At 60.7% G+C, this 19,002-nt stretch carries 17 protein-coding genes; 6 read left to right on the top strand and 11 right to left on the bottom strand.

Annotated features, from left to right (window positions below):
* Positions 1–72 precede the first annotated feature (72 nt).
* From CFE47_RS10790 to CFE47_RS10780, 3 genes are all read right to left on the bottom strand, one after another.
* Positions 73–2,421, bottom strand: coding sequence for an FdhF/YdeP family oxidoreductase (locus tag CFE47_RS10790; protein WP_286836903.1), 2,349 nt, complete (start codon positions 2,419–2,421; stop codon positions 73–75).
* Positions 2,418–3,257 carry a formate dehydrogenase accessory sulfurtransferase FdhD gene (gene fdhD, locus CFE47_RS10785; protein WP_286836901.1) on the bottom strand — a complete coding sequence of 280 codons (840 nt, stop codon included), beginning with the start codon at positions 3,255–3,257 and terminating at the stop codon, positions 2,418–2,420. The genes CFE47_RS10790 and fdhD overlap by 4 nt, the downstream gene beginning before the upstream one ends.
* 97 nt (positions 3,258–3,354) lie before the next feature.
* Complete coding sequence (locus tag CFE47_RS10780; RefSeq protein ID WP_286836899.1) at positions 3,355–4,242, bottom strand: LysR family transcriptional regulator; 888 nt, start codon at positions 4,240–4,242, stop codon at positions 3,355–3,357.
* A gap of 132 nt (positions 4,243–4,374) precedes the next feature.
* Here CFE47_RS10780 and lysM point away from each other — a divergent pair, with 132 nt between their 5' ends.
* Positions 4,375–4,815, top strand: coding sequence for a peptidoglycan-binding protein LysM (lysM, locus tag CFE47_RS10775; protein ID WP_185704624.1), 441 nt, complete (start codon positions 4,375–4,377; stop codon positions 4,813–4,815).
* Positions 4,816–4,922: 107 nt separating this feature from the next.
* Here the strand turns inward: lysM and yrfG are convergent, their stop codons facing one another.
* The gene (gene yrfG, locus CFE47_RS10770) at positions 4,923–5,585 is read right to left on the bottom strand and encodes a GMP/IMP nucleotidase (protein WP_286836896.1); all 663 of its coding nucleotides are present in this window, start codon (positions 5,583–5,585) and stop codon (positions 4,923–4,925) included.
* A gap of 87 nt (positions 5,586–5,672) precedes the next feature.
* Between yrfG and nudE the strand changes: the two genes are divergently transcribed.
* Positions 5,673–6,239: an ADP compounds hydrolase NudE gene (nudE, locus tag CFE47_RS10765; RefSeq protein WP_185704629.1), complete on the top strand. Its 567-nt coding sequence runs from the start codon at positions 5,673–5,675 to the stop codon at positions 6,237–6,239.
* Positions 6,236–7,072, top strand: a complete 837-nt coding sequence (gene cysQ / locus CFE47_RS10760) for a 3'(2'),5'-bisphosphate nucleotidase CysQ (protein ID WP_286836893.1) — start codon at positions 6,236–6,238, stop codon at positions 7,070–7,072. Before nudE ends, cysQ begins: the two co-directional genes overlap by 4 nt.
* Positions 7,073–7,200: 128 nt before the next feature.
* Here cysQ and CFE47_RS10755 read toward each other — a convergent pair whose 3' ends face one another.
* Genes CFE47_RS10755 through rfbB form a run of 7 tightly spaced genes read right to left on the bottom strand, consistent with a single transcriptional unit; the run spans position 7,201 to position 14,257 of the window.
* The gene (locus CFE47_RS10755; protein WP_286836891.1) at positions 7,201–7,656 is read right to left on the bottom strand and encodes a YiiD C-terminal domain-containing protein; all 456 of its coding nucleotides are present in this window, start codon (positions 7,654–7,656) and stop codon (positions 7,201–7,203) included.
* A 20-nt stretch (positions 7,657–7,676) separates the two neighbouring features.
* Complete coding sequence (locus CFE47_RS10750; RefSeq protein ID WP_185704633.1) at positions 7,677–9,053, bottom strand: sigma-54-dependent transcriptional regulator; 1,377 nt, start codon at positions 9,051–9,053, stop codon at positions 7,677–7,679.
* Entirely contained in the window at positions 9,050–10,858 is a 1,809-nt protein-coding gene (locus CFE47_RS10745) for a sensor histidine kinase (RefSeq protein ID WP_185704634.1), read from the bottom strand. The genes CFE47_RS10750 and CFE47_RS10745 overlap by 4 nt, the downstream gene beginning before the upstream one ends.
* A gap of 36 nt (positions 10,859–10,894) precedes the next feature.
* Complete coding sequence (gene rfbD, locus CFE47_RS10740) at positions 10,895–11,764, bottom strand: dTDP-4-dehydrorhamnose reductase (protein WP_286836887.1); 870 nt, start codon at positions 11,762–11,764, stop codon at positions 10,895–10,897.
* Positions 11,761–12,306: a dTDP-4-dehydrorhamnose 3,5-epimerase gene (gene rfbC / locus CFE47_RS10735; protein WP_286836885.1), complete on the bottom strand. Its 546-nt coding sequence runs from the start codon at positions 12,304–12,306 to the stop codon at positions 11,761–11,763. Before rfbC ends, rfbD begins: the two co-directional genes overlap by 4 nt.
* Positions 12,303–13,178, bottom strand: coding sequence for a glucose-1-phosphate thymidylyltransferase RfbA (gene rfbA / locus CFE47_RS10730; protein WP_286836883.1), 876 nt, complete (start codon positions 13,176–13,178; stop codon positions 12,303–12,305). Before rfbA ends, rfbC begins: the two co-directional genes overlap by 4 nt.
* Positions 13,175–14,257: a dTDP-glucose 4,6-dehydratase gene (rfbB, locus tag CFE47_RS10725; protein WP_286836881.1), complete on the bottom strand. Its 1,083-nt coding sequence runs from the start codon at positions 14,255–14,257 to the stop codon at positions 13,175–13,177. The genes rfbA and rfbB overlap by 4 nt, the downstream gene beginning before the upstream one ends.
* 139 nt (positions 14,258–14,396) lie before the next feature.
* Here rfbB and CFE47_RS10720 point away from each other — a divergent pair, with 139 nt between their 5' ends.
* The 3 genes from CFE47_RS10720 to CFE47_RS10710 all read left to right on the top strand — a co-directional run bounded on the left by CFE47_RS10720 (position 14,397) and on the right by CFE47_RS10710 (position 18,972).
* Positions 14,397–17,297, top strand: coding sequence for an aminotransferase (locus CFE47_RS10720; protein WP_286836879.1), 2,901 nt, complete (start codon positions 14,397–14,399; stop codon positions 17,295–17,297).
* A 121-nt stretch (positions 17,298–17,418) separates the two neighbouring features.
* Positions 17,419–18,525 (top strand): agmatine deiminase, encoded by a 1,107-nt coding sequence (gene aguA, locus CFE47_RS10715; protein ID WP_185704646.1) that lies wholly within the window; start codon positions 17,419–17,421, stop codon positions 18,523–18,525.
* 234 nt (positions 18,526–18,759) lie between these two features.
* Positions 18,760–18,972, top strand: a complete 213-nt coding sequence (locus CFE47_RS10710; protein WP_286836876.1) for a hypothetical protein — start codon at positions 18,760–18,762, stop codon at positions 18,970–18,972.
* Positions 18,973–19,002 lie beyond the last annotated feature (30 nt).

The following is a 19,002-nucleotide window of genomic DNA, read 5'->3' as shown; positions in this document are numbered from 1 at the left end:
GATTTAGAGGGTCTTTAACTACTTCGGAACGGCCGCTTTTATGCAAAAGCGGCCTTTTTTGTGTCCGTAAATCTACGCTGAACGGGCCATGATCAACCCGTTGTCACTTGCTGCCTCTAAACGGATCGCCACGAATTTCGACGTTGGCGTATGGCTGCCATCACCCGTGCTTTCCAGCGGCACCAGTGGGTTCACTTCCGGGTAGTAAGCCGCAGCCTGCCCTGCTGGAATATCAAACGCCAGCAAGGTAAAACCTTTCACACGACGCTCACGACCGTCTTCCCACAGCGACACGATGTCGGCCTTTTGGCCGGGCTTGAAGCCCAGACGGATAATGTCCGCTTCGTTGACGAACAACACATCGCGCTGACCTTTTACGCCACGGTAGCGATCGTCCAGGCCATAAATGGTGGTGTTGTACTGATCGTGGGAGCGCATCGACTGCATGATCAGGTCCGGCACTTGGCCTGTGGCATGGGTGCGTTCGTGAATCAGGTCTTTGGGCAGGATGTTCGGGCGGAAGTTGGCGCGGCCCGATGGAGTGTTCCAGCGACGTGCGCCGGCGGAGTTACCCAGGTAGAAACCGCCTGGATTCTTGATCTTCTCGTTGAAGTCCTTGAACCCTGGAATGGTATCGGCGATCAGGTCGCGGATGCGCCCGTAGTCGGCCACCAGCCAGTTCCAATCCACCGGTTTGCTGCCCAGCGTCGCAGCCGCGATGCCGGCGAGGATGGCGGGTTCGGACTTCATCAGCTTCGACAGCGGCTGCAGTTGGCCGTTGGAACCATGCACCATGCTGAACGAGTCTTCGACCGTCACCGCCTGCGGGCCGTCGGCTTGGATGTCGATGTCGGTACGGCCAAGGCAAGGCAGGATCAGCGCGTCTTTACCGTGCATCAGGTGGCTGCGGTTGAGCTTGGTGCTGATCTGAACGGTCAGGTCGCAGTTGCGCAGGGCTTCGAAAGTGCGTGGGCTGTCTGGCGTGGCTTGGGCGAAGTTGCCGCCCAGGCCGATGAACACCTTGGAGCGGCCTTCAAGCATGGCGTGAATCGCTTCAACCACGTTGTGCCCATTGTCGCGCGGCACCTGGAATTGGAAGCGACGCTCCAGGGAATCAAGGAACGCCACCGGAGGGCGTTCGTTGATGCCCATGGTGCGGTCGCCCTGCACGTTACTGTGGCCACGCACCGGGCACAGCCCCGCGCCTGGGCGGCCGATGTTGCCGCGCAGCAGCATCAGGTTGGCGATTTCCTGAATGGTCGGCACTGAGTGGCGATGCTGGGTGATGCCCATCGCCCAGCACATGATCACGTTCTTGCCTTTGGCGTACATGCGCGCCGCTTGCTCGATCTCAACCAGGGTCAGGCCGGACTGCTCGACGATTTCATCCCAGGAGGTGTCGTCGATCTTGCCCAGGTAATCCAGCACGTTGGCGGTGTGTTCGTTGAGGAAGTTGTGGTCGAACACCGCTTCCTTGCCTTCGGCCTGGGCCTGGCGCTCCCACAGGAGCAGGAATTTGGCCATGCCACGCAAGATAGCCATGTCGCCACCCAGCGCCGGGCGGAAGTAGGCAGTGTTGGTTGGTTTGTCGCCGTTGGTGAGCATTTCAATCGGGTGCTGCGGGTGCTGGAAGCGCTCCAGGCCGCGCTCTTTCAGCGGGTTGATGCACACCACCTGGGCGCCGCGTTTTACCGCTTCGCGCAAGGGTTCGAGCATGCGCGGATGGTTGGTGCCAGGGTTCTGGCCCCACACAAAAATCGCATCGGCATGTTCGAAGTCATCAAAGGTCACAGTGCCTTTGCCGACGCCCACGCTTTGCGCCAGGGCCACGCCGCTGGCTTCGTGACACATGTTCGAGCAGTCGGGGAAATTGTTGGTACCGTAGGCGCGCACAAACAGCTGATACAGGTAGGCCGCTTCGTTGCTGGCGCGGCCCGACGTGTAGAACTCAGCCATGTTCGGGCTTGGCAATGCGTTGAGGTGCTTGCCCACCAGGTCAAACGCGGCTTCCCAACTGACGGGTACGTAACGGTCGGTTTCTGCGTCGTAGCGCATCGGCTCGGTCAGGCGGCCTTGGTATTCCAGCCAATAGTCGCTCTGTTCCAGCAGCGCGGTGACGCTGTGCTTGGCGAAGAACGCAGCGTCTACGCGGCGCTTGGTGGCTTCCCAGTTAACGGCTTTGGCGCCGTTTTCGCAGAATTTGACCATGCCGCTTTCTGGCGAATCGCCCCAGGCGCAGCCCGGGCAGTCGAAGCCGCCGTTCTGGTTGGTCTTGAGCATCATGCGCAGGTTTTTCAGCGCGTTGTCACTGGTCAGCCAGGCCTGCGCCACGCTGATCAATGCACCCCAGCCACCGGCCGCGCCTTTGTAGGGCTTGTAGCGCGGGGTTGGGGTTTGGTCGGCTTGATTATGATTGCTCACGGCTGGTTCTCCATCGCGGGGCTGTAGACCCGCGGCGCACTTTTCTGCGGCAGGTGAATGAGATTGAGGTTATGCCGGCGGGCCCATTGCAGGGCCAGGCCGGTGGGCGACGACAGGCTGACCAACGTCTGGATGCCAGCGCGCAGGACCTTCTGGATCAGCTCCAGGCTGCAACGGCTGGTGACAATCGCCAGGCCGCCTTCGGTCGGAATTTTTTGGCGGATCAGTGCGCCGATCAACTTATCCAGGGCGTTATGCCGCCCGATGTCTTCGCGGCCCAGCAGCAATTCGCCTTGATTGTTCATAAACACGGCGGCGTGCACCGCGCCGCTGTACTGGCCCAATGGCTGAAACGCGCTGATGCGTTGGCGCAGGCCATCAAGCCATGCGGCGGGCGGCAAGGGCGCGCCGGGAAGTACTTGAAGGTCTGGCAGGGCTTGCTCCACCGCCTCTACGCCGCACAGGCCGCAACCGCTGGTACCCGCCAGTTGGCGGCGCTGCTGCTTGAGGTTCCAGAACGAGCGGCTGGAAATCTGCACCTGAGCGTATTGAGCTGAGCCCGAACCGCTGAGTTTGAGGTCATAAATATCGCTAACGTCGGCGATAATGCCGCTTCCGATGCTGAAGCCGACAATAAAGTCTTCCAGGTCGGTGGGCGTCACCAGCATCACCGCCTGGCTGATGTCGTTGTAGGCAATCGCCAACGCCACTTCTTCCGCCAACGCTGTGCTGGCGACTTCGGTGTGCTCGAGATTGCAAAACTGGTAGCTCTGGCTGGCGGATGGCGCGGGCGTTGCGAGGGCGGGCGCCGCGCAAACTGGGCGCTTGGCGTTCATGGGGCAGTACCACCGGCGGATTGATCAATGTTTAGACTAGGCGCGACAAAGGGTCGCGTCTAATCGCCAGTACTGATCTACCGATAGATGCCGTCGATCAAGACGCCTGCAGCGATTTTTGGTACAGCGCAAAACAGGCTTCTGCGAGCGCGGAACGCGGTGCGCTGCGGCGCATGATCAGGCCCAAGCGGGCCAGGGTGTGCGCATCTGCGATAGGTTGCAGGCGCAGGTGTTCGGTCAAGGCGTCGAGGCCTCCGTCCAGCGGCATGACCGCACAGCACAGGCCGCCATGCACAGCTTGTAACAATTGATGCACGGCGTCGGTTTGCAGCAGCGGCTGCGGGTTGAGCCCCCGGCTGTGGAAATTGTGGTCGATGGATTGGCGAAAATGCATGCCGCCGGTGAGCATGCCCAGGGGCAATTCGATCAGCGCCTCCCAGCTCAAGGGCGTGTCACCGAAACTGAAAAACCGTTGGTCGTAGAGCAGGCCCATACGGGTTTCGCCCAAGGCCAGCGAGTCGAATCGCTCGCTGTCCAGGCGTTCCAGATAGGAAACCCCCAAGTCCAGGCGATTGCTTGCCAGTTGCTCAAGGATCTGCTCGGAGCTGAGGGCCGACAGTTCGAAGCGCAGGCTTGGGTGTTCTTTGTGCAGCTTCTGCATGAGTGCCAAGGGGTCAAAGCTCGACAGGGGCACCACGCCCAGGCGCAGTGTGCCCACCAGGTTACCCCGGCAGGCCGCAGCCTCGGCCTGCAAGCCGTCGTAGGCGGCGAGCACCGTGCGCGCCCAGGCCAGGACGCGCTCGCCTGGCGCGGTGAAGCCTTCGAAGCGCTGGCCGCGATTGACCAGCGGCAAGTCCAACTCTTCTTCGAGGCTGCGCAGGCGCATCGACAGCGTTGGCTGGGTAATGTGGCAACGCGCCGCTGCCTGGCCGAAGTGACGGGTCTCGTCGAGGGCGATGAGGAATTTCAGCTGTTTGATGTCCATCTTCGCTCCAGGGCTTATTCCAATGGCGGGGGGATTCTAGCGCGTTTAGGTCTTTGGCCGGCCTGGAACCCAAATCCGTAGGACTGGTCTAGTCTTGGGCATCTGGAATTCAAATACCAAGGAGAGCGCACTATGAGCATTTTTAGCTTTGTTAAGGAAGCTGGCGAGAAGCTGGTCAAGCTGTTGACGCCCGGTAATGCCAACGCCAGTGATGATTTGAAAAAGCATATTGAAGATGTGGGGCTGGGCAACCCGAACGTGCACGCCACCGTTGACGGTGACAAGGTGACGATCAGCGGTGAAGTGGCCAGCCAGGAAGAGAAAGAGAAAATCATTCTGGCAGCGGGCAATATTGCTGGGGTTGCTAGCGTGGAGGACCAGATTACGGTCTCCGGCCCGGTGGTTGCGGCGGCACGTTTTGTTGTGGTGAAAAAGGGCGACACGTTGAGCGCGATTTCCCTGGCGGTGTATGGCAACGCCAACCAGTACAACAAGATTTTCGAGGCGAACAAGCCGCTGTTGTCGCACCCGGACAAAATCTACCCAGGGCAGACATTGCGTATTCCTGAGTAAAACGCAGACCAACATGTGGGAGCGGGGTTGCTCGCGAAAGCGGAGTGTCAGTCACGGAATGTGTGTCTGATACCGCTTTCGCGAGCAAGCCCGCTCCCACATGGGGTTCAGAGTCCGGCAATTAGGTCGCGGTAGTCATCGACCGCCTCGAACTCACCTGTGTCCTTGGCACCTTTTTTACTGTCAGGTTCTTTGACCGCCAGCAAATGGCTCACGCCGTACGCTTTGGCACTGCGCAGAATCGGCAGGGTGTCATCAATAAACAAGCTTCGCGTCGGGTCGAATCCGATATCGGCCTGCAGCGCATCCCAGAATTGCGGGTTTTCCTTGGCGAATCCGTAGTCGTGGGAGCTGATCAAACGTTCGAAATATGGCGCCAGTTCAATGCGTTCCAGCTTCAATGACAGCGAATCACGATGAGCATTGGTGATCAGGATCACCCGCTTGCCGGCCTGTTTGATCGCCGCCAGGAACGTGTCTGCATCCGGGCGCAGCGCAATCAGGTGGGCGGTTTCCAGCTTGAGTTCGCGCACCGGCAGCTTCAACTCCGCGCTCCAGAAGTCCAGGCAATACCATTGCAATTGTCCTGCATTACGCTCGAACAGCGGTTGCAGTTCCATCTCGGCCATGGCCCGGCTCACCCCATGCAACTCGGCGTAGCGCTGGGGCAGATGCTCCATCCAGAAATGGTTGTCGTAATGCAGGTCGAGCAGAGTGCCGTCCATGTCCAGCAGGACAGTATCGATGGCGTGCCAGGGCAAAGAGGGCATGGGTAGTTCTCATGTAAGTAAAGATATCCGACACAGACAATCGGAAAAGCCACGGTATAGTAACCCGATCACGCCAAGGAGCCGCTTATGCGCCAGAAACCCACCGTCCTCGCCCGCGAAATAGTCGCCAGTAGTCGTTTGTTCCGCGTGGAGGAAGTGCAATTGCGCTTTTCCAATGGCGTTGAACGGACCTACGAACGCCTGGTAGGTCGCGGTGCCGGTTACGGTGCGGTGATGATCGTGGCGATGATCGATGACGATCACGCGCTGTTGGTGGAAGAGTACTGCGGCGGTACCGATGAGTATGAACTCTCCTTGCCCAAAGGCTTGATCGAGCCCGGCGAGGATGTGCTGGCGGCGGCGAACCGCGAGCTCAAGGAAGAGGCCGGCTATGGCGCGCGCCAGTTGGAACACCTCACCGAGCTCTCGCTGTCTCCTGGCTACATGAGCCAGAAAATCCAGGTGGTATTGGCCACCGACCTCTATGAAGAACGCCTTGAAGGCGATGAACCCGAGCCAATGCGTGTAGACAAGGTCAACCTGCGTGAGCTTTCGATGCTTGCGCAAAACGAGCAATTCAGCGAAGGCCGTGCCCTGGCTGCGTTGTACCTGGTACGCGATCTGTTGACCCAGCGTGGAGTGTTTAACGCATGAGCGAACTGTTTTTAGGCCACCCGTTTATTGCGCCCGTGATCGAGTTGGCTCGCCAGGCCGGTGAAGTGATTCTGCCGTACTGGCGCGCCGATGTGGCGGTGACCTCCAAAGCTGACGATTCACCGGTGACAGCTGCCGACCTTGCGGCCCATCACCTTATCCTTGCAGGCCTCACCGCACTCGACCCCAGCATTCCGGTGCTGTCCGAGGAAGACGCCGATATTGATCAGAGCGTACGTGCAGGCTGGCAGCGCTGGTGGCTGGTAGACCCGCTGGATGGCACCAAGGAATTTATCGCCGGCAGCGAGGAGTTCACCGTCAATATCGCCCTGATCGAACAGGGGCGCGTGGTGTTTGGTGTGGTCTCGATGCCCACCAGTGGTCGTTGCTACTTCGGTGGTGCGGGGCTTGGCGCCTGGCGTTCGGATGTGAGTGAGCCGCCCAAGCAGATCCAGGTGCGTGAAGCACCGGCGACCGGTGAGTCGTTCACCGTGGTGGCCAGCCGCCGGCATTCCAGCCCCGAGCAAGAGCGGTTGCTGGAGGGGCTCAGCGAAGGGTTGGGCGCGTTGAAGCTGGCGAATATCGGCAGTTCGTTGAAGTTCTGCCTGTTGGCCGAGGGCAGTGCCGACTGTTATCCGCGCCTGGCGCCGACCTCGCAGTGGGATACCGCAGCCGCCCAAGGTGTGCTGGAAGGGGCGGGGGGTGAGGTGCTGGAGTTAAGCGGTGAGCCGTTCAGTTATCCGGCGCGGGCATCGTTGTTGAACCCGTTCTTTTTGGCGTTGCCAGCGAAGGCTGCGTGGCGGGAGCGCTTGCTGGCACTGGCGCGCACTTAAAACCATAGCAGATCAAAATGTGGGAGCGGGGTTGCTCGCGAAAGCGGAGTGTCAGCCACTGAATGTGTTTCTGATAAACCGCTTTCGCGAGCAAGCCCGCTCCCACATTTGGTTTTGTATGAAGGCTTCTAGCGGTGCAGGACGTATTGGCCGGTGAAGGCTACTGCCCGCTCCTCGCCGCCCTCATTCACAATCCACGTCTCCAGCGTCAACCGTGCGCGGCCGTAACGCTTGTACGTCGCCACAAACCGCTTCCACACCTTATCTTCCGGCGCTTGGCATACAATGGTCGCATCGCGCGTGACCGGCAGCGGGTAACTGATCTGCCCTTCCTGAATGACGATATGCCCGTCTTCAATCCCTTCCTCACGCAACTGCAAATGCAGCCAACCCCAGCCCGCCAGCACGGCGCCGCAGTAGAGACTGCCGCCAAACATGGTGCTCTTGTGATTGATATTGGCTTGCAAGGGTAGATGCAGTTCCAGCCTTGCATCTTGCCAGTCACGCACCTTGAGACCCATTTCCCGGGTCAGGGGGATGTCATGGTGAAGGACGGATTCGAGGTAACGGCTGTCGCGGTTCATGGTGAACTCTTTAGAGGGGCTCATTCGTCGTCGGCACTTTGGTTGGCAAAGTTCAGGCCGTGCTTGCGCAATTTGTCGTGCAGGGTCTTGCGCGGTACGCCGAGGGCTTCGGCGAGGCTGCGCATGGAGCCGTGGGGGCGGGTCAGTTCGGCGGCGATCAGGCTTTTTTCGAACTGCTCGACCTGCTCGCTCAGGCCGCCGGGTGTAGAGGTCAGCACGCTGGCGGAAGGGTTGTCCGGCGTGGCATCCAGCGCCAGTTCCAGGCCGAGGGCAAAGCGTTCGGCGGCGTTCTGCAATTCCCGTACATTGCCGGGCCAGCTATGACGCAGCAACAACGCGCGTTGGCCCGGTTGCAGTTCGTGCAATGGCAGGCCGTGGCGGCTGCTGGCTTCGTCAGCGAAATGCTGGAACAGCATCAACGCATCTTCGCCACGCTCGCGCAGCGGCGGAATACGCAGCGGCGCAACGTTGAGCCGGTAATACAAGTCGGCGCGGAAACGGCCCTGGTCGGCGGATTGGCGCAGGTCTTCCTTGGTGGCGGCAATGATGCGGATATCCAGCGGAATCAACTGGTTGCCCCCCAAACGCTCCACCACCCGCTCCTGCAGCAAGCGCAGCAGCTTGACCTGCACATCCAGGCTCATGCTTTCGATTTCGTCCAGGAATAGCGTGCCGCCGTTGGCGAACTCGAACTTGCCGATACGGCGTTTTTGCGCACCGGTAAACGCGCCGGGCTCGTGGCCGAACAGTTCACTTTCCACCACCGATTCGGCCAGCGCGCCGGCGTTGATCGCCACAAAGGGGCCGCTACGCCGACTCGACAGGTCGTGCAGTGCGCGCGCGACCACTTCTTTGCCGGCGCCGGTTTCGCCGAGGATCAGCACATCTGCCTTGGTCGCAGCCAATGCGCCGATCTGCTCGCGCAGACGCAGCATTTGTGGCGAGTGCCCCACCAGGCGCGTGCTCAGTTGTTGGCGATCGCTGAGGGCCAGGCGCAGGCTGCGGTTGTCCAGCACCAGGCGACGCAGGGCCAGGGCGCGGCGCACGCTGTCGAGCAGGGCGTCGCTGGCGAAGGGCTTTTCGAGGAAGTCATAGGCGCCGGCGCGCATCGCTTGCACGGCGAGCGGCACGTCGCCGTGGCCGGTGATCAGCAGCACCGGTAGCTCCGGGTCCTGGCCGTGCAGTTCAGCGAGCAGTTCCAGGCCGTCCATTCCGGGCATGCGGATGTCGCTGACCACCACACCCGGCCAGTCCCGTGACAGGCGCGCAGTCAGGCCGGTGGCTTCGCCCAAAGTCAGGACCTTCAGCCCGGCCAGGTCCAGGGTCTGGCACAGGGCCTGACGCAGGTGTGGATCGTCGTCGATCAACACCACCTGAATCCCGTTATCGATACTCATACGCTGCGGTCCTCGGACGGTTGCAGACTGACGCCCGGCGAGCCGGCACGCAATTTCAAGGTTAACAGCGCACCGCCTTCCTTGTGGTTGGCAAATAGCAGTTCGCCGCCAAAGGCGCGCATCAACGTGTCACAGATCGCCAGGCCCAACCCCAGGCCCTGGGTGCGGGTCTTGGTGGTATAGAACGGCTCACTGGCGCGCCCCAGCGCCTCCATGCAAAAACCCGGGCCGTTGTCGCGAATGTACAGGTTGACGCCCTGTTCGGTGGTTTCGGCACTCAGCCAGAGCTTGCGCGGCGGGCCTTTTTCGGTGAGGGCGTCGAGGGCGTTGGCCAGCAAGTTGCCCAGCACTTGGCGCAAGCGAGTTTCGCCGGCCTGCACCCACAAGGTTGCCTCGGGTAAATCGCGGATCAGTTCCACTTCCATCGAGCGCCGCCGCTTGGCCAGCAATGCCAGGGCATCGTCCAGCGCTGGTTGCAGGGCTACGCTTTCTGGCGCATGGCGGTCGCGGCGGGCGAAGGCGCGCAGGTGGGCGATGATCGAGGCCATGCGCCCGGTCAGTTCGCTGATCAGCTTGAGATTGCCTCGGGCATCGCTGGTACGTTCGTGGTCCAGCAGGATCTCGGCGTTTTCCGCGTAGCTGCGAATCGCCGCCAGCGGTTGATTGAGCTCGTGGCTGATACTTGCCGACATGGTGCCGAGCGCCGAGAGTTTTCCGGCTTGCACCAGGTCATCCTGGGCGCGCACCAACTCCTGCTGGGCGTGTTCGCGCTCCAACACTTCCTGTTTCAGGCGTCGGTTGAGGCCTTCCAGATCGCTGGTACGCTCGATCACCCGCGCTTCCAGTTCACGGCGGGCCTTGGCTTCGAAGGCGATGCGTTCCAGGTAGTGTCGACGGCGCTGCATCATCAGGCCCAGCAGCAACATCAGCACCAGCAATGTCGCACCGCCGACCGCAACCACCGTACGTACGGGACGGGTGATGAGCGAGCGCGGCGCGAGGATTTCAACATTCCAGCCAGTCTCGGCGATGGCCGTGGACTGGCGCAGCCAGGCGGTGCTGCTCAGGGTCAGCGGCTGCGGGTCGCGGGTCGGGTAGGGCTGGATCGCGATAATGGCTTGGCGCTCTTCGGCGGTCAGTGGCCGGGTGGCTCGGAATCGCCATTGCGGGCGCGAGGTGAGGATCACCACGCCGTTATGGTCAGTGACCAGCAGTTGTTCGGGCGTGTTGCCCCACAGGCTTTCGGTGTGGTCCAGGTCGACCTTCACCACCAGCACGCCGATGATGGTGTTGCCATCGCGTACCGCGGCGGCGAAGAAGTAACCGCGCTTGGCCGAGGTGGTACCCAGGCCAAAGAACCGCCCCAGACGCCCAGCCATGGCCTCACTGAAGTACGGCCTGAACGAGAAATTGCGCCCGACGAAACTGTCCTGTTTATCCCAATTGGAGGCGGCGAGGGTCTTGCCGGTGGTGTCCATCAGGTACATCACTTCCACCCCGGCCTGGGCCGCCACGTCTTTAAGCAGCAGGTTGGCATTGACCAGGTTGGTGCTGACGTCGGGTGCATCCAGCGCAGTGCGCAGGGCCGGCAGGTCACCGAGTATTTGTGGCAACACCTCATAGCGATGCAGGGTGCCCAGCAGGTTGGCGACGTACAGGTCGAGGGTCTGGCGGTTCTGCCCTGCCAGTTCGCTGCGGTAATAGCGCTCGGCCAAGTGCTCCAACGGCCACAGCAGCGGCGCCAGGCACAGCGCCAGCAAGGCGAGGCTGCGCCAACGGGGTCTTCGCGGAAGGGGTGGAGTCATGGGAGTCATGCGCCTGTGGGTACAGGCGCATTATGCCTAGTGCTGCTCTGCAAGACACTCGCGCAATGCGTCTTGCCACTGCGGTTGGCTGACGTGCCATTGCTGTTGCAGGCAGCTGCAATCGAGCCGCGAATTCAGTGGGCGCTTGGCGGGCGTTGGGTAGGCGCTGGAAGGGATGGCCTCCAGCTCAGCACATGCCTTGCCCTGGGCGCGCAGGTGTTCGCCAATTGCCTCGGCAAAGCCAAACCATGAGGTTTCACCTCTGGCAGTCAGGTGGTAGATACCCCACGGCCCCGCTTCACCGGCCTGCCAGCGTTCGATCAGGGCGCGGGTACTGGCGGCGATGGTGCCAGCCCAGGTCGGCGCGCCGATCTGGTCGGCGACGATGCGCATGTGGGGCTTTTCCTGCAGCAGACGCTGCATGGTCAGCAGGAAATTCTTGCCGTGGTTGGAGTAGACCCAACTGGTGCGCAGGATCAGGTACTCGCCGTCCACGGCCACAATCGCCCGCTCGCCGTCCAGCTTGCTCTGGCCGTAGACGCCCAGTGGGTTGGGCGTATCGGTTTCGGTGTAGGCCGCAGGTTTGCTGCCGTCGAACACGTAGTCGGTGGAGTAGTGGAACAGCGGAATGCCCAGGGCCTTGGCCTCTTCGGCGAGGATGGCGGGGGCGATGGCGTTGATGGCGAAGGCCGCACCTGGCTCGCTTTCAGCCAGGTCGACGGCGGTGTGGGCGGCGGCGTTGATGATCAAGTCGGGCTTGTGGGCGCGGATTTGCGTGCGAATCTGATCAGGGTTAGCCAGGTCGAGTTGGTCCCGGCCCAGGATGATCAACTCGCCTAGACCTTGAAGTTGCTGTTGCAGAGCGAGGGAGACTTGGCCGTGTTGGCCGATGATGAGGGTTTTCATGGGAAAAGGTCGGCTTCCAGCAGCGGTTTGCCAGCCTGGTCCTTTGTGGACAATTGGGGCGTCTCGGTCAATTCCCAATCGATGGCCAGCGTCGGGTCATTCCACTGAATACTGCGCTCGGCGCTCGGTTGATAGTAGTCAGTGGTCTTGTACAGGAATTCAGCGAAGTCGCTCAGCACTACAAAACCATGGGCGAAACCTTCCGGTACCCACAATTGACGATGGTTTTTCGACGATAGACGTACGCCTACCCACTGGCCGAAGTTTGGCGAGCTGCGGCGAATGTCCACCGCCACATCCAGCACTTCACCTGCGGTGACACGCACCAGTTTGCCCTGGGTATGTTCGAGTTGGTAATGCAGGCCACGCAGTACACCTTTTTGCGAGCGTGAATGATTGTCCTGCACAAATTGGCGCTGGAGCCCGGTGGCTTCTTCAAAGGCACGGGCGTTGAAGCTTTCATAGAAAAAGCCGCGCTCGTCGCCGAATACCTTGGGTTCTAGGATCAGAACGCCGGGCAATGAAGTTTCAATGACGTTCACTGACCCTCTCCTGCCAGCGAGTAAAGGTATTGGCCGTAGCCGGTCTTGCCGAAGTACTTGGCGCGTTCAAGCAAATGATCGCGGTCGATCCAACCATTGCCATAGGCAATTTCTTCAAGGCACGCCACTTTCAGGCCTTGGCGCCGCTCGATGGTTTGCACGTACTGCGATGCATCCAGCAAGCTGTCATGGGTGCCCGTGTCCAGCCAGGCGAAGCCTCGACCGAAGCGCTCCACCTGCAGGTCACCACGGCGCAGATAGGCGTTGTTCACGTCAGTGATCTCCAGCTCACCACGTGCGGAAGGCTTCACCGCTTTAGCGATTTTGATCACATCATTGTCGTAGAAGTACAAACCGGTGACGGCGTAGCTGGACTTGGGCACCGCTGGTTTTTCTTCTATGGACAGGGCGCGGCCTTCACTGTCGAAGTCGATCACACCGAAACGTTCTGGATCCTTGACCCAGTAGCCAAACACCGTGGCACCTTTGCCCCGTTTTACCGCAGCATGCAACTGGGCGCTGAAGCTTTGGCCGTGAAAGATGTTATCGCCGAGGATCAAGCAAACCGGGTCGTTGCCAATGAACGCCTCACCAATCAGGAACGCTTGCGCCAGCCCATCCGGTGTTGGCTGCTCGGCATAACTGAATGTGATACCAAACTGGCTGCCATCCCCCAGCAGGTTGCGGTATTGCGGCAGGTCCGCCGGGGTTGAGATCACAAGGATCTCCTTGATGCCCGCCAGCATCAGCACCGAGATCGGGTAATAGATCATCGGCTTGTCATATACCGGCAGCAGTTGCTTGGACACGCCCAGGGTGATGGGGTGCAGACGAGTGCCGGAGCCGCCGGCCAATACGATTCCTTTCATCATGCGATCAGATCCCTCATGTCGGTGTTGCCCAATCGTTGGCCCTGATAACTGCCGTCCTGGACTCTGCGGCACCATTCCAGGTTATCGAGGTACCACTGCACGGTTTTGCGTAACCCGGTTTCAAAGGTTTCCAAGGGCACCCAGCCCAGGTCCCGTTCGATCTTGCTGGCGTCGATTGCGTAGCGCAGATCGTGGCCGGGCCGGTCTTTGACGAACGTGATCAGGTCAGCGTAATTCTCCACACCGGCCGGGCGTTGTGGGGCCAATTCCTCCAGCAAGCTGCAAATGCTGCGCACTACGTCGATGTTTTTCTGCTCGTTGTGGCCGCCAATGTTGTAGGTCTCGCCCACCAAACCCTGCGTTACCACTTTAAGCAGGGCCCGGGCGTGATCCTCGACGAACAGCCAGTCGCGCACCTGCAAACCATCACCATAGACTGGCAACGGCTTGCCCGCGAGGGCGTTGAGAATTACCAGCGGGATCAGCTTTTCGGGAAAGTGGAACGGCCCGTAGTTGTTTGAACAGTTGGTCAGCAGCACCGGCAAGCCATAGGTGCGGTGCCAGGCGCGCACGAGGTGGTCGGACGCGGCCTTGCTGGCTGAGTAGGGTGAGCTGGGGGCATAGGGCGTGGTTTCGGTGAAGAGGTCGTCCACGCCATGCAGATCACCGTAGACCTCATCGGTGGAAACATGGTGGAAGCGGAACGCGCTTTTATCCGGCTCAGCGAGCGTGTGCCAGTAGCCGCGTGCCGCTTCAAGCAAGCTGTAGGTGCCGACGATATTGGTTTGGATAAAGTCCGACGGGCCATCGATGGAGCGGTCAACATGGGATTCGGCCGCCAAGTGCATGATCGCCTGGGGCTCGAAACGCGCCAGCACCTTGCTGACGGTGGGCTGGTCGATGATGTCAGCTTGGACGAACTCATAGCGGCTATTGGACGCGATGCTGGTCAACGATTCCAGGTTGCCGGCGTAGGTGAGTTTGTCGAGGTTGAGCACTTCATGCTCGGTGTGCTGGATCAGGTGACGTACCAGAGCAGAACCGATAAAACCGGCGCCACCGGTAATGAGAATGCGCATGTCGGAGGCCCTTTTCCTTTTGATGGACATTAAGCGAATGGAGCATAGCTTGTGTTACGCAGCGATGTGTCGGGGGGGTTGCACAACTCCCCTGAACAATGGCGAACTAAGCGCCTGATAAAAACACCGAGGTTGCCCCATGCTGCTCGCCACGCTGATCCACCGCGCCAGTCTACCCTGCCCGCAAGTAGGCCCCGACCAGGCGGCGCGATTGCTTGAGCAGTATTACGGCCTCACGGGCACCTTGCAGTCTTTGGGAAGCCAGCAAGACCTCAACTACAAAGTCGACAGTGCACGCGGGCGGTTTGTTCTGAAAATCTGCCGGGGCGACTATGCCGCCGTGGAGTTGCAGGCCCAACACGCTGCGCTCAATACCCTGCAGGCTGTGCGTGTGCCCAAGGTGATCAAGGCGCTCGACGGCGAAGAGTTGCTGACGGTGACGGTCGATGGCCAAACGTTGCACCTGCGGGTGCTGGACTACATCGACGGCCAGCCCCTGACTCATCTGCCGCACCTGGGCCGCGACGTGATCGCAGGTTTTGGCGACCTGTGTGGCCGCATGAGCCAGGCGCTGGCGTCCTTTAGACACCCGGGCCTGGACCGCACGCTGCAATGGGACCCGCGTCATGCCATTGAATTGATCTCGCACCTGCTGGCCACCTTGGAAAATCTGCCCCACCGTACCGCGCTGGAACACGTAGCCGCTCAGGTCGAAACACGCATCCGGCCCTTGGTCGAACACCTGCCTTGGCAAGCGGTGCACATGGACATCACCGATGACAATGTGGTGTGGCAGCGCGATGCCCAGCGCCATTGGCAGCTTCAGGGCGTGATCGACTTTGGCGACCTGGTGCACACCTGGCGCATTGCCGATCTGTCGGTCACCTGCGCAGCTTTGCTGCACCATGCTGAAGGCGACCCCTTTGCGATCTTGCCGGCGATCCAGGCGTGCCACGCGATTACGCCGTTGCAGCACGAAGAATTGCAGGCGTTGTGGCCGTTGATCGTCGCCCGTGCCGCCGTGCTGGTGCTCAGCAGTGAACAGCAGCAGCGCCTCGACCCGCACAACAGCTACCTGCTGAAAAACGCCGAGCATGAGTGGGAAATTTTCCATGTGGCGACGTCGGTGCCCTTTGAACTGATGGAAGCGGCGATTCTGCGCAGCATAGGGCACACGCCGGCACCCCTGGCCAGTGAGGGCTTTGTGCCTTTGCTGCCTGGATTGGTGGGGCGCGAGTTTGCGTTGATCGACTTGGGGGTACTCAGCCCACATTTTGAGGCGGGAAACTGGGAGCAGGCCGGTATTGATCAACGTTTGTTGCAGGAGGCAGCAGCGGTGCATGGCCTGGCGGCGAGTCGTTATGGGCAATACCGCCTGTCGCGCACCCAGCCTGACAGTGCCCGTGAGCCAGCGACTTTCCCGCTGCATGTCGAGTTGCATGTGCCGCAAGGTACCGCCGTCGAGGCGCCGTTTGCGGGCACTGTGCACCTGGGGAGCGAAGGTGAGTTGCGGGTGCACAACCGTGAGGCAAATGTACGGCTGTGGGGCGTTACGGCGCTGTTGCAGCCTGGTGCCGCCGTACTCAAGGGCCAAGTGATCGGTGAAGTGGCCGGCCCGCTGACCGTACAGCTTTGCCGCACAGACCTGCCGGCGCCGTTGTTTTGTACGCCGTCCCGGGCGCAGGCGTGGCAGGTACTGTGCCCGTCGCCAGCCGCCTTGCTCGGGTTGGCCTGTGACGCAGAACCGGAGTTGGACCCTGAGGCCCTGCTGGCCCGTCGCGCCGCCAGTTTCGCCCGTTCGCAAAAGCACTATTACGCCGACCCACCGCGCATTGAGCGCGGCTGGCGCAATCACCTGATAGACATGCAGGGCCGCTCCTACCTGGACATGCTCAACAACGTGGCCGTGCTCGGCCACGGCCACCCGCGCATGGCGGCCGTGGCGGCGCGGCAGTGGTCGCTGCTCAACACCAACTCGCGTTTCCACTACGCGGCGATTGCCGAATTTTCCGAGCGTTTGCTGGCATTGGCGCCGGATGGCATGGACCGGGTGTTCCTGGTCAACAGCGGCACCGAGGCCAATGACCTGGCGATCCGCTTGGCGTGGGCCTACAGCGGCGGGCGCGACATGCTCAGTGTGCTGGAGGCGTATCACGGCTGGTCGGTGGCGGCAGATGCGGTGTCTACCTCGATCGCCGATAACCCCCAGGCACTGAGCAGCCGTCCGGATTGGGTGCACCCGGTGACCGCACCGAATACCTATCGCGGTGAGTTCCGAGGGCAAGACAGCACGCCGGATTACGTACGAAGCGTGGAACACAATTTGGCGAAAATCGCCGCAAGCAAACGCCAACTCGCCGGCTTCATCTGTGAGCCGGTCTACGGCAATGCCGGGGGAATCTCTTTGCCACCAGGCTACTTGAAGCAGGTGTATGGGTTGGTTCGCGCTCAGGGCGGCGTGTGCATCGCCGACGAAGTGCAGGTGGGTTACGGCCGTATGGGCCACTTCTTCTGGGGTTTTGAGGAGCAAGGTGTGGTGCCGGACATCATCACCATGGCCAAAGGCATGGGTAACGGTCAGCCGCTGGGCGCTGTGATCACCCGTCGCGAAATCGCCGAGGCGCTGGAGGCCGAAGGGTATTTTTTCTCATCCTCAGGGGGCAGTCCGGTGAGTTGCCGGATCGGCATGGCGGTGCTGGATGTGATGGAGGAAGAAAAGCTGTGGGAAAACGCCCAGGTGGTTGGGGGGCATTTCAAGGCGCGATTGGAAGAACTGATCGACCGTCATCCGCTGGTGGGTGCGGTGCATGGCTCGGGTTTCTACTTGGGCTTGGAGCTGGTACGGGATCGAAACACCCTGGAACCGGCCACCGAAGAAACCGCAGTGCTGTGTGATCGCCTGCGGGAACTGGGGATTTTCATGCAGCCCACCGGTGACTACCTGAACATTCTCAAGATCAAGCCGCCAATGGTCACCTCCAGGCGCAGCGTGGACTTCTTTGTCGACATGCTGTCGAAGGTGCTGGATGAGCAGCTGTAGTTAGTCGATTGTTATCGGCTATCTTCTGTAATATTTACAGCCTATCATCTTTAGTGGCTTTTAAAGCCGATTTTTATCCGTTATAAAGTCGACCTCTACCCCATTCGGAGCCCTGATCGCCATGACCACCCTGCACAGCACACCCCGCGCCGATGGCTTTCATATGCCTGCCGAATGGGCGCCACAGACTCAAACCTGGATGATCTGGCCCGAGCGCCCGGACAACTGGCGCCTGGGCGGTAAGCCGGCGCAGGCGGCGCACGTCGCGGTGGCGAAGGCCATTGCGCGGTTTGAGCCAGTGACCGTTGCGGTTTCCGCCGGTCAGTACGAAAACGCCCGTGCGCGCCTGGATGTGCCGAATATTCGCGTGGTGGAAATGTCCAGCGATGACGCCTGGGTACGGGACACCGGCCCGACGTTTGTGATCAACAACAGCGGCGAAGTACGCGGCGTAAACTGGGACTTCAACGCTTGGGGCGGCTTTGACGGCGGCCTGTACGCGCCTTGGAACCGTGATTCCCAGGTGGGCGGCAAGATCCTTGAAATCGAGCGCGCGCCGCGCTATCGCACCGAAGGTTTTGTGCTGGAAGGCGGTTCGATCCACGTCGATGGCGAAGGCACCCTGATTACCACCGAAGAGTGTCTGCTGAACCGCAATCGCAACCCGCACCTGGACCGTGCCGAGATTGAGGCGGTACTGAGCGCCAACCTGGCTGTAGATAAGATCATCTGGTTGCCGGATGGCTTGTTCAACGATGAAACCGACGGCCATGTGGATAACTTCTGCTGCTACGTGCGTCCGGGCGAAGTGCTGCTGGCCTGGACTGACGATGCGCAAGACCCGAACTACGCACGTTGCCACGCTGCCATGGACGTGCTGCAAAGCAGCACCGACGCCCAGGGGCGCCCGTTCACAGTGCACAAAATGCCAATTCCGGGGCCGTTGTATGCCACCGAGGAAGAATGCGCCGGTGTCGATCCGGTGGACGGTACCCAGGAACGTAACCCTACGGTGCGGCTGGCTGGTTCCTACGTGAACTTCCTGATCGTCAACGGCGGCATTATCGCGCCGAGTTTCGACGATCCGCTGGACAGCCAGGCCAAGGCGATTCTGCAGAATCTGTTCCCGCAGCACGAAGTGGTGATGGTGCCGGGCCGTGAGTTGTTACTGGGCGGTGGCAATATCCATTGCCTGACCCAGCAACAGCCAGCTCCGCACAAAAATTGAGTGCAGTTGTAACATCACAACGGCGGTGACCGGGGACTGACCGGTTTCAACGCTCATGCCAAGCCCGCGGCCCTGCAAGGTCGCGGGCTTTTTTGTGTCCGTATGCCTATAAACACGGCACATTGGCATAGCTCTTGTATCGGTGTTGCAACAGTGACCCAAGGCGATGACCGCACAGTTCTGTCATAAACCTTGAGTAAGTTAGCCGCTCACGCAGTAGGAGAGAGCGCTGAAATGAATGCCGACATCAACCTGAGATACACGCGCACGTTCCACCCCTTGCGGGTCAACGGCGACGCGATCCATGCGCTGGGGCTCTGGTTGAAGGAAAACGGCTCGCGGCAGGTCAGGCAGCCCGATCTGCGCAGCATGATGAGTGAACGCTACCCGGTGGGGTTGTTCAGTGAGGATGAGGTGCGTGTGTTGTGCGACCTGCTGAATAACTGAAGAACATCAACAATCAACTGTGGGAGCAGG

It is taken from the genome of Pseudomonas sp. PGPPP1 (genome assembly GCF_002255865.1).
Taxonomy (GTDB): domain Bacteria; phylum Pseudomonadota; class Gammaproteobacteria; order Pseudomonadales; family Pseudomonadaceae; genus Aquipseudomonas; species Aquipseudomonas cremoris.
The sequence above is the reverse complement of the archived record's forward strand: the minus strand, read 5'-3'. Positions and strand labels throughout refer to the sequence as shown.